Annotated in this window: 12 protein-coding genes and 1 pseudogene; 9 read left to right on the forward strand and 4 right to left on the reverse strand. The window is 59.5% G+C overall.

The features are described from left to right. Positions 1-109 precede the first annotated feature (109 nt). The 5 genes from dgcB to BLU01_RS15360 all read left to right on the forward strand — a co-directional run bounded on the left by dgcB (position 110) and on the right by BLU01_RS15360 (position 7,121). Entirely contained in the window at positions 110-2,059 is a 1,950-nt protein-coding gene (gene dgcB / locus BLU01_RS15335; RefSeq protein WP_092277065.1) for a dimethylglycine demethylation protein DgcB, read from the forward strand. Further along, positions 2,059-3,279: an electron transfer flavoprotein subunit alpha gene (gene etfA / locus BLU01_RS15340; RefSeq protein ID WP_092277068.1), complete on the forward strand. Its 1,221-nt coding sequence runs from the start codon at positions 2,059-2,061 to the stop codon at positions 3,277-3,279. Before dgcB ends, etfA begins: the two co-directional genes overlap by 1 nt. Before the next feature lie 15 nt (positions 3,280-3,294). Beyond that, a complete protein-coding gene (gene etfB, locus BLU01_RS15345) occupies positions 3,295-4,065 on the forward strand; it encodes an electron transfer flavoprotein subunit beta (protein WP_092277070.1) in 771 nt (256 codons plus the stop codon). Positions 4,066-5,491: 1,426 nt separating this feature from the next. Then, positions 5,492-6,265 (forward strand): hypothetical protein, encoded by a 774-nt coding sequence (locus tag BLU01_RS15355; RefSeq protein ID WP_092277076.1) that lies wholly within the window; start codon positions 5,492-5,494, stop codon positions 6,263-6,265. A 76-nt stretch (positions 6,266-6,341) separates the two neighbouring features. Then, on the forward strand, positions 6,342-7,121 hold the full coding sequence (locus tag BLU01_RS15360) for a hypothetical protein (protein ID WP_092277079.1): 780 nt from the start codon (positions 6,342-6,344) through the stop codon (positions 7,119-7,121). A 68-nt stretch (positions 7,122-7,189) separates the two neighbouring features. Here the strand turns inward: BLU01_RS15360 and gbcA are convergent, their stop codons facing one another. Beyond that, positions 7,190-8,485, reverse strand: a complete 1,296-nt coding sequence (gene gbcA, locus BLU01_RS15365) for a glycine-betaine demethylase subunit GbcA (protein WP_092277082.1) — start codon at positions 8,483-8,485, stop codon at positions 7,190-7,192. Positions 8,486-8,781: 296 nt separating this feature from the next. On the opposite strand from gbcA, the gene gbcB reads away from it, so the two are divergent. After that, the gene (gbcB, locus tag BLU01_RS15370) at positions 8,782-9,882 is read left to right on the forward strand and encodes a glycine-betaine demethylase subunit GbcB (RefSeq protein WP_092277085.1); all 1,101 of its coding nucleotides are present in this window, start codon (positions 8,782-8,784) and stop codon (positions 9,880-9,882) included. A gap of 340 nt (positions 9,883-10,222) precedes the next feature. On the opposite strand, the pseudogene BLU01_RS28315 reads toward gbcB, so the two are convergent. From BLU01_RS28315 to BLU01_RS15380, 3 genes and pseudogenes are all read right to left on the reverse strand, one after another. Continuing rightward, a pseudogene (locus tag BLU01_RS28315) lies at positions 10,223-10,431 on the reverse strand (SDR family oxidoreductase); the annotation flags it as partial. 20 nt (positions 10,432-10,451) lie between these two features. After that, positions 10,452-10,583, reverse strand: coding sequence for an SDR family NAD(P)-dependent oxidoreductase (locus BLU01_RS28320; protein WP_408003119.1), 132 nt, complete (start codon positions 10,581-10,583; stop codon positions 10,452-10,454). Positions 10,584-10,661: 78 nt separating this feature from the next. After that, positions 10,662-11,702, reverse strand: coding sequence for a threonine aldolase family protein (locus BLU01_RS15380; RefSeq protein ID WP_092277088.1), 1,041 nt, complete (start codon positions 11,700-11,702; stop codon positions 10,662-10,664). A gap of 131 nt (positions 11,703-11,833) precedes the next feature. Here BLU01_RS15380 and BLU01_RS15385 point away from each other — a divergent pair, with 131 nt between their 5' ends. The 3 genes from BLU01_RS15385 (at position 11,834) to BLU01_RS15395 (ending at position 15,360) form a co-directional block, all read left to right on the forward strand. Continuing rightward, positions 11,834-12,550 (forward strand): TraX family protein, encoded by a 717-nt coding sequence (locus BLU01_RS15385; protein WP_092277091.1) that lies wholly within the window; start codon positions 11,834-11,836, stop codon positions 12,548-12,550. A 282-nt stretch (positions 12,551-12,832) separates the two neighbouring features. Next, positions 12,833-14,086 (forward strand): serine hydroxymethyltransferase, encoded by a 1,254-nt coding sequence (gene glyA, locus BLU01_RS15390; protein ID WP_092277094.1) that lies wholly within the window; start codon positions 12,833-12,835, stop codon positions 14,084-14,086. Positions 14,087-14,109: 23 nt separating this feature from the next. Further along, positions 14,110-15,360 (forward strand): sarcosine oxidase subunit beta, encoded by a 1,251-nt coding sequence (locus tag BLU01_RS15395; protein ID WP_007947735.1) that lies wholly within the window; start codon positions 14,110-14,112, stop codon positions 15,358-15,360. The last annotated feature ends 6 nt before the right edge of the window (positions 15,361-15,366 follow it).

Consider the following 15,366-nt stretch of genomic DNA (forward strand, 5'->3'; position numbering starts at 1 on the left):
TGCTTCGCAGCCGAACGGGGGCAAGCCCCCTCGCCACAGGTAGGTGCCAGGCCTTCATCGGCACGCACATGAACCCGTGCAAGACCCTGAGGTCTTTGGGAGCTTCACCATGTTGAACACCCTTCTTCCAATCCTGTTGTTCGCTGCCCTGGGCCTGGCTGTGCTCGGCGCGTTGCGGCGGATGAACATGTGGCGCCGGGGCCGGGCTTCGAAGGTCGATTTGATCGGCGGCCTGCTCGCCATGCCCAAGCGCTACATGGTCGACTTGCACCACGTCGTCGCGCGCGACAAATACATCGCCAACACCCACGTAGCGACAGCCGGCGGCGCGGTGGCGTCGATTGTGCTGGCGCTGCTGGTTTACGGTTTCGGCCTGCAAAACCGCATCCTCGGCTTCGCCCTGTTGATCGCTTCGGCGGTAATGTTCGTCGGCGCGATTTTCATGTTCCTGCGGCGGCGCAATCCTCCCGCGCGCCTGTCCAAAGGACCGTGGATGCGTTTGCCGAAAAGCCTGTTGGCGTTCTCGGCGAGCTTCTTCCTGCTGACCCTGCCGGTCGCCGGGATCCTCCCGGAAAACTTTGGTGGCTGGGTGGTCGCGGCGATCCTCGGCGTCGGTGTGCTTTGGGGCGTCTGCGAACTGTTCCTCGGCATGACCTGGGGCGGGCCGATGAAGCACGCCTTCGCCGGTGCCCTGCACCTGGCTTGGCACCGTCGCGCCGAACGCTTTGGCGGCGGTCGCTCGACCGGTCTGAAACCACTGGACCTGAACGACCCGAACGCGCCGCTGGGCGTGGAAAAACCCAAGGATTTCACCTGGAACCAACTGCTCGGTTTCGACGCCTGCGTGCAGTGCGGCAAGTGCGAAGCGGCGTGCCCGGCGTTCGCCGCCGGCCAACCGCTGAACCCGAAAAAACTCATTCAAGACATGGTCGTCGGCCTCGCCGGGGGCACCGATGCCAACTTCGCCGGTAGCCCGTACCCCGGCAAACCGATCGGCGGACACGCAGGCAATCCCCATCAACCGATCGTCAACGGTCTGGTCGATGCCGAAACCCTGTGGTCGTGCACCACGTGCCGCGCCTGCGTCGAGGAATGCCCGATGATGATCGAGCACGTCGATGCCATCGTCGACATGCGCCGCCACCTCACACTGGAACGCGGGGCGACGCCGAACAAGGGCGCCGAAGTCCTCGAAAACCTGATCGCCACCGACAACCCGGGCGGTTTTGCGCCGGGCGGGCGGATGAACTGGGCGGCGGATCTGAACCTGAATTTGATGAGCGAGAAAAAATCCATCGACGTGCTGTTCTGGGTTGGCGACGGCGCGTTCGACATGCGCAACCAGCGCACCTTGCGCGCCTTCGTCAAAGTGCTGAAAGCGGCCAAGGTCGATTTCGCCGTGCTCGGTCTGGAGGAGCGCGACAGCGGCGACGTGGCCCGACGTCTGGGCGACGAAGCGACGTTCCAGTTGTTGGCCAAACGCAACATTCAGACCCTCGCCAAGTACAGCTTCAACCGCATCGTCACCTGCGATCCGCACAGTTTCCATGTGCTGAAAAACGAGTACGGCGCCTTCGACGGCCACTATCTGGTGCAGCACCACAGCACCTACATGGCGGAAATCATTGGCGCTGGCGCACTGAATCTCGGCCAGCACAAAGGCGCCAGCGTGACTTATCACGATCCGTGCTACCTCGGCCGTTACAACGGCGAATACGAGGCGCCGCGCGAAGTGCTGCGCGCGCTCGGGATCGAAGTCAAAGAGATGCAGCGTTCCGGTTTCCGCTCGCGTTGCTGCGGTGGCGGTGGCGGCGCGCCGATCACCGACATTCCGGGCAAGCAGCGGATCCCCGACATGCGCATGGACGACATCCGCGAAACCGGCGCCGAACTGGTGGCCGTGGGTTGCCCGCAATGCACCGCGATGCTTGAGGGCGTGGTCGAACCGCGGCCGCTGATCAAAGACATTGCCGAACTGGTGGCCGATGCCCTGCTCGAAGACCAGGCACCGAGCAAACCCGCCACTCCGGCCAAACGTGAACCTGCGGAGGCCCACTGATGAGCGACACTATCCGCCGCGACCCGCGCGCCGAATGGATTGCGCGTAACCGCTTGCACCCGCTGCACGCGGCGATGCAACCGGCGCAACACAGCTGGATGGGGCCGAACGGGGTCATCCGCAAGAATTTGCATGGCATCGGTTTTATCGGGCCGAACGGGATCAAGCGCATCGATCGCAGCGGCGCGCAGCAGGGCGGGGCGACCAAACGTTCAGCCGCCATAGACGTGCAACTGCCGCTGCATCAAGTGCCGGCTCCGGCGTTTTACATCAGCGTGGTGCCGGACATGGTCGGCGGCCGCTTGAGCAGCCACGACCGCGATCTGCTTGGCCTCGCGCATCAGTTGGCCGGCAAGGACGGCGCGGTGTTGGCGGTGGTCTTCGGCGAACACAAGGAAAACGCTTTCACCACGGCGGGCGTTGATCGTTTGCTGGTGCTCGATGGTGAGGAATTCAACGGTTATGCACCGGAGCAACGCGTGCAGGGCTTGCGGGCTGTGGATAACCAGTTCAACCCGCGTCACTGGTTGCTGCCGGACAGTCGCAGCGGCGGTGGCGAACTTGGTCGGCGCTTTGCCGCGGCGCTCGGCGAACGCCCGGCCACGCGGGTCTGGCAGGTCAAGGATGAGCAATGCATCGGCCGTGCTGGCGCTGGGCTGCAAGACCTTGCGCGGCCGGTCGCGCGGTTGATTCTGGGCGCCGCCGAATGCGCCGATCCGGTCAGCGAAACCCGTCATGAAGCGTTGCCCGTGGAGTTATCCACAAGCGTGGCGCGCAGTTTGTCGCGTATCGAAGATTTGGGCGCAGTCGCGGTGGACCCGGCGGCGATTCCGATGGCCGAAGCCGAGTTCATCTTCTCCGGCGGCAACGGGGTCAAGGACTGGACACTTTTCCACAACACCGCCGCAGCCTTGGGCGCCACTGAAGGCGCGTCGCGGGTGGCGGTGGACGATGGCTTCATGGCACGCGATCGCCAAGTCGGCGCGTCCGGCACTTGGGTCACCGCGCGGGTTTATGTGGCGGTGGGGATTTCCGGGGCAATCCAGCACCTGCAAGGCATCGGCGCCTGCGACAAAGTGGTGGCGATCAACCTTGATCCGGGTTGCGACATGATCAAACGGGCCGACCTGTCGGTGATCGGTGAGAGCGCCGACATTCTTCAAGCCTTGATCGACGCGGTAGCGGCTTACCGCAACGACGCCAAGCGCGATGCGGCTTAAGGGAAGGAACGCACCATGAGTACAAAAGTCATCAGCTTGGTGTCCATCGGCGCCCACCCGACCTCCGGCCGCCCGCGCCGCGCCGAGCAGGATGCGCGCGCGGTGGAGCTGGGCCTGCAACTGGCTGGGGATAACCTGCAAGTGCTGCATGCCGGCGATGTCGCGGAACCGGCGTTGCGCGCTTATCTGGGCATGGGCCTGGCGCAATTGCACGTGCTCGAGCAACCGGACGGCGCCGACGCGCTGCCGGCGTTGAGCGCGTATTTGCGTGAGGCCGGGGCGCAAGTGGTGCTCACTGGTAGTCAGGCGGAAACCGGCGAGGGCTCGGGCATGTTGCCGTTCCTGCTCGCCGAAAGCCTTGGCTGGCCGCTGGTGGTGGGGCTGGCCCAGGTTGAATCCATCGACGGCGGTTCGGCGCTGGTACTGCAAGCGTTGCCGCGCGGTCAGCGGCGTCGCTTGGAAGTGCGATTGCCGTTCCTCGCGACTGTGGATAACGCGGCGCCGAAACCTCGGCAAAGTGCCTACGGCCCAGCGCGGCGTGGGGTGCTGGAAGCGGACGAGGTCGAGGTTGTCGATGATGAATTGCTCAGCGTCGCCACTCTGCAAACCGCCAAACCACGGCCGAAACGCCTGAAAGTAATCAAAGCCAAAAGCGGCGCCGACCGCATGAAAGCCGCCACGGCCAAGGCCAGCGGTGGCGGCGGGCAAGTGCTCAAAGGCGTGACCGCGCAAGCCGGGGCCGAGGCCATCCTCAAATTGCTGATCGAAGAAGGCGTAGTTCGCTAAACCCGCACACAAACCCCTGTAGGAGCTGAGCTTGCTCGCGAAGGGGCCATCCCATCCAACATCAATGGCGCCTGACCCACCGCCATCGCGAGCAAGCTCAGCTCCCACAGGCCATCCCATCCAGCATCAATGGCGCCTGACCCACCGCCATCGCGAGCAAGCTCAGCTCCCACAGGGCCGGTGGGTGTACACAAAATTTGTGACCACCGAAAACCCCTGTAGGAGCAAAGCTTGCTCGCGAAGGGGCCATCCCATCCAACATCGATATCGCCTGACCCACCGCTTTCGCGAGCAAGCTCAGCTCCTACAAGAATTTGCGTGGTAGTGGGTTTATGCACAATCCCTGTTAGCGTATCTGTGGATAAGGTGTTCGCGCTTCGCCGCAGCCCTTGTGCTTCGCGCCCTGCAGCCTCTCGTACAAAAAACAACCAGCCTATCTCACGGTTTTTCCTGGCTTTTTCTTTGGGATAACTCTGCTCGATCATCCACACTTGCCCCCAATCTCTGTTGGCGCTTCTGTGGATAAGATGTTCGCTGTCCGCTGCACGCCTTATAAATCGGGCCTTACACGTGATCGATCAATAAACAACCAATTCAGCCTTTTCCCTCCGAAAATCTCCCCCAACCCTGGATTTACCGCCACAGTCAGCGGTTTTCCACAGCCTAGCCAAAGTTGCCCCCAAACTCTGTTAGCCCTTCTGTGGATAACATGTTCGCCATCCTCTGCAGGCTATACAAACCGTGCCTTGCAACCTTTCGATCAAAAAACAACCAATCCCGCTGTCAAAGCGTACTTCCGAATAAGTCACGGTTTTTATTCACTATTTATCGATCATTTCTCGGGAGCACCCTCAGTTGTCCCCAATAGCTGTGGGTGGTCTTGTGGATAACTTGTTTGCGAAACCCCACAAGCCACGCTCCGTATAGTCCCAGACGCAATAGATCAAATTTCGTACAGTTCTAAAGCACTCCCGCGTCCCGTCTCGCTTCAGTCCGCCAGGACACGCTTGAGCGACAGCAACAAAACCACCATGGAAGTTATCGCCAATGGCCCTGAAAATTCTCTAGATAACTCCTTATAAGTCTATAAAGGCACATTGACACATGGTGGCTTCAAGACTTAACTGTCACTGGCAAAAAGCACTGGACGGAATACCATTGCGTACTCGCATTTCTCAAGGAGAGAGATCATGGAAACTTACCGCACGACCTTCGTTTGTCTGCCGCGCTATAACCGATATCTTCTTCGACTGGATTAAATCCAAATCTGCCGTTGCACCAACGGCGGGATTCACTGCGTTTATGAATAGATAATGACGCCTACCAGCGTTCACGTTATTGCGTGCGCGGCTGATCTGTTAAAACAGTCAGCTCGGCGGTGGCAGCCAATCGTGTAACTAACTTCTTAACAATATGGAGCATTGTCATGAGTGTTATCGAAAGCCATGTAGAACGTCTGGCCTGGATCTCGAAACTTGAAATTCCAGAAGCACCGGCCGCAGTAAGTTCTCGCGAAAGATCAGCAGTGGTGCGTGCCAGTGCCGATGAGAATGGCGCGGCGGTGGTCAAAGGCAGTGTGGTTTCTTTTGTGTCAGGGCTTACTGATCAAGCCCGCGACGATGTGCAGAACAGCACGTTGTTGATGCAACTGGCGGCTGACAAGAAGTTTGATCCGGATTCGCAGAAGCAGGAGTGGTTCAAATTTTATACCGAAGGTCTGGCGAATCTGGGCTGGGGTCGTGTATCAAGTGCTTACTCCGATTATCAGCCAAAGAATACCGATGTCACGATGGACCAGGTGGTGCTGGAAGTTCTCGCACAGGTGGTGGCTCCCGAGTCAGCCCTGTATCTAGTGGTGGCGCAAACTTTCGAGGCATTGAAATCCAATCCGAATAATCAAGGCGCGCTGAAACTCTTCGACAACAGCAGCACCAAGAGCGGCACCGGCACCTTCCAGATCCTTCCGGTGGCGCAGGACACTGGCGGTAACGTGATTATGGTGCTGACGTGCGTCAACGCGACGACGACGGTGCAGTCCGGCAGCTTCCTGTTCTGGCACTGGAGTTCATCATCGTCCCGGATGTACCGGGCGGCGCAACAGATTGTCCTGAACGAATCGGTGTATAAACAGGTTCGCCAGGCTGTTATCGACAAGCTTGGTGATAACGCCAAAAACTTTGTCAAAGACCTGGATATTTAATTGTCCTGATGCGAACCCGGCACTCAGGTGCCGGGTTTGTCTTCTTCGCGTCATCATTATTCAAGGATGATTCGCCATGAGCTTGCCTGCCGCCGGAACTTACGTCGTATCAGGTAATTTGCTAGTCGCTGCGCCTTCGGTAACAAACGACACTGTTGTGCAGGATGTAGTCAATTCCAATCTGTTATGCCAGTTGGCTGCTGATAAAAAACTGACATCACGTTTTATTGATCCTGCGGCCTGGCTGGATATGTATCGCAGCTCGTTGGGGAAAGTATTCTGGCAAATAACCAACTCCAATACGATCAGCTACCCTGTGCCACCGCTGATTCGCTCGTTAACCCTTATGAAGATTTTGCAGGCGACATTTTTCAAGACGCTGGATTCCACTTTGGTAGATTGCATTGAGGAGGGCATTGGTCTTTGGCTGGAACTGCCTGAGTCCAGTGCGCCTGCGCTTTTGTACAATAGCAAAACCCACGTCGAATTCGAGGTAGAAGAAAAAGTACCGCCAGTGCCGTCGACAATCTCGGTCATTAATCTGCAACTCAGCGTTGTTCACAGCGGCAGTCGATTGTCCGTTTGCAGTATTTATTTCAAGACGCTTGAGTCGGTCGAAGCGGATTTGTTTAATCAGAAGTTTGCAGTAAAGGATATTTTGGGCAATGTAAGCGTCAGTTCATTCAAGGCTGAATTGATCGAGTCGAACTATTCAGCAATTCGCCAGCAGATCATCGACAAGCTGGGCGAAACCAATATCCGCGAAAATATAATGCTTGTTCCAGCCAATCTCGCGCCTGCCGGAATCGAACTTGATACAGGCACTCGACAGTTTCTGGACAGTGTGGATATCTGAGACGACATAACTGACAAAGGGCGCTGAGCGCCCTTCGTTGTTGATGGTTGGAATCGCTGCCTGAGCAATCAGCCTTGAACCGGAACCCCTTTGAGGTAGGCCGCAGGCTCGGCCCCCAGATTGTTCAGCAACCGCTCGCTGTACCAATCGACGAAATTCACCACGCCGAACTCGTACGTCTTGGAGTAAGGCCCAGGCTGATAAGCCGTTGAGTTGATCCCGCGCTGGTTCTCTTCGGCCAAGCGCCGATCCTGATCATTGGTCGCGTCCCAGACCTGACGCATGCGGTCGACGTCGTAATCGACGCCTTCAACCGCGTCCTTGTGCACGATCCATTTGGTCGTGACCACGGTTTCCTGCGCACTGATCGGCCACACCGTGAAGACGATGATGTGGTCGCCCATGCAGTGGTTCCACGAATGCGGCAGGTGCAGGATGCGCATCGAGCCGAGGTCCGGGTTTTTGATCCGGCCCATCAGTTTGGCGCAGCCCTGTTTGCCGTCGAGGGTCATCGACACGGTGCCCTTGAGCAGCGGCATACGCACGATACGGTTGCGCAGGCCGAAACTGGCGTGGGCGTAAGGGATTTTCTCGGCGTCCCACGCGGCGGCGGACGCGGCGACGTGATCCTTGAATGCCTGATCGGCGCGCGGGTCGGTGACGTCGTCCCATTCCAGCAGGGTTTTCAGCAGTTCGGGGTGCGAGGCGTTGCAGTGGTAGCACTCGCGGTTGTTTTCCAGCACCAGTTTCCAGTTGGCTTTTTCCACCAGGGTGGTGGTGATGGCCACCTTGGTGTTCTCCATGTCGTACGGTTCCATGTAATGGTTCAGCGTCGACAGGAAGTCATCAATCGCCGGCGGATTCTCGGCCAGGCTGATGAAGATGTAGCCGCCAGCGGTTTTCACGTTCACCGGTTTGAGGCCGTACTGCTTCATGTGGAAGTCGGCGCCCATTTCGGTGCCGGCGAACAGCAGGCGACCGTCGAGTTCGTAGGTCCACTGGTGGTAGTGGCAGACCAGTTTGGCGACCTTGCCCTTGTCGCTGGTGCACAGCCGCGAACCGCGGTGGCGGCAGACGTTGTGGAACGCGTGCACCACGCCTTCGGCACCGCGAATCACGATGATCGGGTTCTTGCCGATTTGCAGCGTCAGGTAGTTGCCCTTGCCCGGGATCTCGCAGGTCATGCCGGCGATCAACCACTCTTTCTGGAAAATCTCCTGCATGTCGATATCGAACAGCCGCTCGTCAGAGTAAAACGGCTGCGGCAGCGAGAAAGTGCGCTCGCGTTCTTGCAGCATCTGCGCGGTGGCCTTGCGTGCGGGTTCCAGCGGATCGCCCAAGCTGATTTTTGCGGTGACGTCCATCGATTTGATCCTCAAGGCCATTCTGTGTGGCCGGCGAAAGTGGCTAATCAGGGTTGCGACGCAAGGTGCTAATTGAAGATGTAAGGAATGTGTATAGGTATGGGGCGAGTGTGGGGCCGGCGCACGCCAGAACCTTATCCATGGGCGACATGGCCCAATCTGTTCCCGACGCGCAACCCCCGGTAGTTGGGGGCTGGTCGCGATAAGTATGTGAATGTCGCAGATAGGTAAATGGGCGACTCGCGCTATACGCAGAATCGCCAACATAAGGCCGACACACGGCTACGGAGAACAGCATGTCCAACAGCTTCCTGAATCCGGTTACCACCCAGACCTGGGCCAATGGTCGACACATCGTCCGTTGCGTCAAAGTCATCCAGGAAACCTGGGACGTGCGCACCTTCTGCTTTATGGCCGATCAGCCGATTCTGTTCTTCTTCAAACCGGGGCAGTTCGTCACCCTGGAGCTGGAAATCGAAGGCGTGCCGATCATGCGCTCCTACACCATCTCCAGTTCGCCATCGGTGCCGTACAGCTTTTCGGTGACGATCAAACGCGTGCCGGGCGGCAAGGTTTCCAACTGGTTGCACGACACCTTGCACGAGGGCCAGGAGCTGGCGGTGCACGGGCCGGTGGGGCTGTTCAACGCCATGGATTTCACCGCGCCGAAAGTGCTCTACCTCAGCGGCGGCGTCGGCATCACGCCGGTGATGTCGATGGCGCGTTGGTTTTACGACACCAACGGCAACGTCGACATGGTGTTTATCCACAGCGCACGTTCACCGAAAGACATCATTTACCACCGCGAGCTGGAACACATGGCGTCGCGGATCGACAACTTCAGCCTGCACCTCATCTGCGAGAAGCACGGTCTGGGCGAGCCGTGGGCCGGCTATCGCGGTTACCTGAACCACAAGATGCTCGAACTGATGGCGCCGGATTTCCTTGAGCGCGAAGTTTTCTGCTGCGGCCCGACGCCGTACATGAACGCGGTCAAGCGCATGCTCGAAGCGGTCGGTTTCGACATGTCGCGGTATCACGAAGAATCCTTCGGCGCGACCCCACCGGAGGCCCGCGCCGATGCGGTAGAACAGGCGGAAATCGCTGCGGATGCGCCAGAAGTCGATCTGGCAGACCTGCATCAAGTGGAATTCATTTCTTCGGGCAAAAGCATTCGCGTGGCACCGGGCGAAACCGTGCACGCCGCCGCCGCCAAGCTCGGCCTGCTGATCCCGAAAGCGTGCGGCATGGGCATTTGCGGCACCTGCAAAGTGCTGAAACTGGGTGGCGAAGTCGACATGGAACACAACGGCGGGATCACCGAAGAAGACGAAGCCGAAGGCTACATCCTGTCCTGCTGCAGCGTGCCGAAGGGCGACGTGCGGATTGAGTTCTGATGATTCGTTAACTTCAAGAACCACCCCCTCACCCCAACCCTCTCCCCAGAGGGGAGAGGGGGAAAGGGAGCAGATCTTCGTTGTTTTCAAAGCCTGAGTTCGACTCTGGATTTCAAGTATCGAGGCTATTCAAAGCCTGAGTTCGACTCTGGATTTCAAGTATCGAGGCTATTCAAAGCCTGAGTTCGACTCTGGATTTCAAGTATCGAGGCTATTCAATTCCTGAGTTCGACTCGGTTTTTCAGGTCGACGTAGCTCTAAGAGCACCTCGGTCAGTCCCCTCGCCCCTTTGGGGAGAGGGTTAGGGAGAGGGGTGGGCCCAGCTGACACTACAAACCCCTCAATCGACAAACAGGTCCGGCATCAGTTTGTCGGTGGCGCCCGGTTCAAACCGATACCCCCGAAATCCGTCACTCCGCTTTCGCGCAAAACCTCCTCATCAATCAGCAACCGCCCGGTAATGCTGCGGCCAGCGCTGTCCAGAATGATGTGCGCGGCATCCGCCATGATCGCCGGCGTTCGTGCATGTTTGAAGGACTCCCGCGAGCCCCGAAGATCGTGCCCGGCAACTAGGGATGCCGCTCGGCACTTTTGTCGGCAATCACAAAATTTGCCCCATCCCGCGAGGCCCGCGGCGCGATCTCGCGCCCGATGCCACGGCTGGCGCCAGTGATGAACAGGGTTTTGCCTTTTAGGGACATGCGTGCGCTCCTGATTATTGGTATGTGAGCGGGGGCTCGACAGCTCCTACGGGTCCGTCAGGTCCGGCAGGGGAGGGCTCAGCGGGACATGACTTCGCGGATGTCGGCGGCGAGTTCGCGCACGCGTTCTTCTTCGGTGTCCCATGAGCACATGAAGCGGGCGCCGCCGTTGCCGATGAAGGTGTAGAAGCGCCAGCCCTTGGCGGTGAGGGCGGCGATCGCCGGTTCCGAGAGTTGCAGGAATACGCCGTTGGCCTGCACCGGGAACATCAATTCCACGCCTTGAATATCGCTGACCAGTTCGGCAAGCAATTGCGCGCAACGGTTGGCGTGTTTGGCGTATTTCAGCCAGGCGTCGTTTTCCAGAATGCCGACCCACGGCGCCGAGAGAAAGCGCATTTTCGAAGCCAGTTGCCCGGCCTGTTTGCAGCGATAGTCGAAGTCTTCCGCCAGTTTATGGTTGAAGAACAGAATCGCCTCGCCCACCGCCATGCCGTTTTTCGTGCCGCCGAAGCACAGCACATCAACGCCAGCCTTCCAGGTCAGATCCGCCGGCGTGCAGCCGAGGAAGGCGCAGGCGTTGGAGAAACGCGCGCCGTCCATGTGCAGGTTCAAACCGAGTTCTTTGCAAGTGACGCTGATCGCGCGGATTTCTTCCGGGGTGTAGACGCTGCCGACTTCGGTGGCTTGGGTCAGCGTGACCACGCGCGGTTTCGGGTAGTGGATGTCCTGGCGCTTGAGCGCGACTTCGCGGATCGATTCCGGGGTCAGCTTGCCGTTTTCCGTGCGCGCGACCAGCAGTTTCGAGCCGTTGGAGAAGAATTCCGGAGCGCCGCATTCGTCGGTTTCGACGTGGGCGGTTTCCGAGCAGATCACGCTGTGGTAACTCTGGCACAGCGACGACAGGGCCAGCGAGTTGGCGGCAGTGCCGTTGAAGGCGAAAAACACTTCGCAGTCGGTTTCGAACAATTTGCGGAAATCGTCGGACGCGCGTGCGGTCCATTCATCGTCGCCGTAAGCGCGCTGGTGGCCATGGTTGGCCTGTTCCATGGCGGCCCAGGCTTCAGGGCAGATGCCGGAATAGTTGTCGCTGGCAAATTGTTGGCTCTTATCGGTCATGGCCTGATTCCGTGTGCAAGGCCCTTATGGTGAAGGGCCTCGGGGTCAATGATGGTGCGCACTTTACCGAAGATCGTCCGGGGAGCACACGCGATGATGCTGTCAGAAAATTACACAATTGACGGGCAATTATGCACATGACGCAAAGGGACGGCGCGCTGGATCTGCTCAAGTGGCTGGCGCTGATGAGCATGGTGCTCGATCACCTGCGATATGTCGGTTACTCCGTCGATTTTCTGTATGTGCCGGGTCGGCTGGCGTTTCCGTGGTTTTGCCTGGCGATGGCGGCGAATCTGGCGCGGGTCAACGCGGCGGCCGCGAACAGCCAGTGGCGTTATCTGGGCTGGTTGCTGCTGTTCAGCGCAATCAGCGAAATCCCCTATCGACTGTTTATTCCTGATCCCGACACGCTGAACGTGATGCCGACCCTGGTCCTCGGTCTGCTGGTGGCGCGCGGCTGGCGGCAACCGACGCTGCAATCGCGATGGCTGGCGGTGGGCGCGGTGGTGATTGCGGCACTTTTTGCACAACGGCTGATGTTCGGGTTTTTCGGCGTGCTGCTGCCGCTGGCGATGCTCCTGGTGTTTCGCCGGCCATGGTATTTCAGCCTGTTGCCGGGGATCGTCTGTCTGGCGGCCAACCAATGGCAAGTGCTGTACAGCGCGGCGCGTTGGGGCAACGGCACGGCGATTGGCGGTTTCGTGATTTGCCTGATTGCGCCAGTGCTGGGAGTGTTCTTGTTGCGACACGCCAAAAACGTCAAGCCGCCACCGATGCGCCGCTGGGCGTATGCGCTGTATCCGATGCATTTTTTGCTGTTGTTACTCATCCGCGAGCTTGTCGCATAACCCTGTAGGAGTGAGCCTGCTCGCGATGAGGCCTTTACAGGCAACACTGATGTTGCCTGGCCTACCGCTATCGCGAGCAGGCTCACTCCTACAGGGGATCTCTGTGGTTTGGTGATCTGCCGCGCCAGCCATTTCAGCGCATGTCGTAAACGCACCTTTGCGTGGCGTCCGTAGGCATTTGACCTGTCTGCGCCGGTCATACCATCGCATCAAAGGGCACTGCCGAAATTGCCAGGGCCTTACCGAGACGAATGGCGCATAGATGCCGCTGGGAGAGACGCGATGTTCAGCAAGCAAGACCAGATCAAGGGCTACGACGATGCACTGCTGGCGGCGATGAATGCCGAGGAGCAACGCCAGGAAGATCACATCGAACTGATCGCGTCAGAGAACTACACCAGCAAACGCGTCATGCAAGCGCAGGGCAGCGGCCTGACCAACAAATACGCCGAAGGTTATCCGGGCAAGCGCTACTACGGCGGCTGCGAGCACGTCGACAAGGTTGAAGCGCTGGCCATCGAACGCGCCAAGCAACTGTTCGGCGCCGATTACGCCAACGTCCAGCCGCACTCCGGCAGCCAGGCCAACGCTGCGGTTTACCTGGCATTGCTCAACGCCGGCGACACCGTGCTGGGCATGAGCCTGGCCCACGGCGGTCACCTGACCCACGGCGCCAAAGTGAGCTTTTCCGGCAAGCTGTACAACGCCGTGCAGTACGGCATCGACACCAAAACCGGGCTGATCGACTACGACGAAGTCGAGCGTCTGGCGGTCGAGCACAAACCGAAAATGATCATCGCCGGGTTCTCGGCGTATTCGAAGACGTTGGACTTCCCGCGCTTTCGCGAGATTGCAGACAAGGTCGGCGCATACCTCTTCGTCGACATGGCTCATGTTGCCGGTCTGGTCGCCGCGGGTTTGTACCCGAACCCGCTGCCGTACGCCGACGTAGTCACCACCACCACCCACAAGACGTTGCGCGGTCCGCGTGGCGGTCTGATCCTGGCCAAGGCCAACGAAGCGCTGGAAAAGAAATTCAACGCGGCGGTGTTCCCCGGTGGTCAGGGCGGCCCGTTGATGCACGTGATTGCCGGTAAAGCGGTGTGCTTCAAGGAAGCGCTGGAGCCAGGTTTCAAAGCGTATCAACAACAAGTGATCGACAACGCCCAAGCAATGGCCGGCGTGTTCATCGAGCGCGGCTATGACGTCGTGTCCGGCGGCACCGACAACCACCTGTTTCTGGTCAGCCTGATCCGTCAGGGCCTCACCGGCAAAGAGGCGGACGCCGCACTCGGCCGCGCCCACATCACCGTCAACAAGAACGCCGTGCCGAACGACCCGCAGTCGCCGTTCGTGACCTCGGGCCTGCGCATCGGCACCCCGGCGGTGACCACGCGCGGTTTCAAAGTCAGCCAGTGCGTGACGCTGGCCGGCTGGATCTGCGACATCCTCGACAACCTCGGCGATGCCGACGTCGAGGCCAATGTCGCGCAGCAAGTGTCGGCCCTGTGCGCAGACTTCCCGGTTTATCGCTGAGCGCGGTTTTGGAGTAAATGACTATGCAACGCTACTCAGGCTTCGGCCTCTTCAAGCACTCCCTCAGCCATCACGAAAACTGGCAGAAGATGTGGCGCACGCCGACCCCGAAAAAGGTCTATGACGTGGTCATCGTCGGCGGTGGCGGGCATGGTCTCGCCACGGCTTATTACCTGGCCAAAGAGCACGGCATCACCAACGTCGCCGTGGTCGAAAAAGGCTGGCTGGGCGGCGGCAACACCGCGCGCAACACCACCATCGTCCGCTCCAACTATCTGTGGGACGAGTCGGCGCACTTGTACGAACACGCGATGAAACTGTGGGAAGGCCTGTCCCAGGACTTGAACTACAACGTGATGTTCTCGCAGCGCGGCGTTTACAACCTGTGCCACACCCTGCAAGACATTCGTGATTCCGAGCGTCGGGTCAGCGCCAACCGCCTCAACGGCGTCGACGGCGAGCTGCTCGATGCCAAGCAAGTGGCCGACGAGATTCCGTACCTCGATTGCTCGAAAAACACCCGCTATCCGGTGATGGGCGCCACCGTCCAGCGTCGCGGCGGCGTCGCCCGTCACGATGCCGTGGCGTGGGGTTTCGCCCGTGCCGCTGACGCACTCGGCGTGGACCTGATTCAGCAGACCGAAGTGATCGGTTTCCGCAAGGAAAACGGCGTGTGCATCGGCGTTGAAACCAACAAAGGCTTCATCGGCGCCAAGCGCGTCGGCGTAGTGACTGCCGGTAACTCCGGGCACATGGCCAAGCTCGCCGGTTTCCGCCTGCCGATCGAATCCCACCCGCTGCAAGCGCTGGTGTCCGAGCCGATCAAGCCGATTATCGACAGCGTGATCATGTCCAACGCGGTGCACGGTTACATCAGCCAGTCCGACAAGGGCGACCTGGTAATCGGCGCCGGTATCGACGGCTACAACGGCTACGGCCAGCGCGGTTCGTACCCGGTGATCGAGCACACCATCCAAGCCATCGTCGAAATGTTCCCGGTGTTGTCGCGCGTACGCATGAACCGCCAGTGGGGCGGCATCGTCGACACCACGCCGGATGCGTGCCCGATCATCTCGAAAACTCCGGTGCCGAACATGTTCTTCAACTGCGGTTGGGGCACCGGCGGCTTCAAGGCCACACCTGGCTCGGGCAACGTGTTTGCCGCGAGTCTGGCCAAGGGTGAAATGCACCCGTTGGCCGCACCTTTCTCCATCGACCGTTTCCACAACGGTGCGTTGATCGATGAACACGGCGCTGCTGCGGTTGCCCACTAACAGGAG

Origin of the sequence: Pseudomonas prosekii (assembly GCF_900105155.1) — a bacterium.
Taxonomy (GTDB): Bacteria; Pseudomonadota; Gammaproteobacteria; order Pseudomonadales; family Pseudomonadaceae; genus Aquipseudomonas; species Aquipseudomonas prosekii.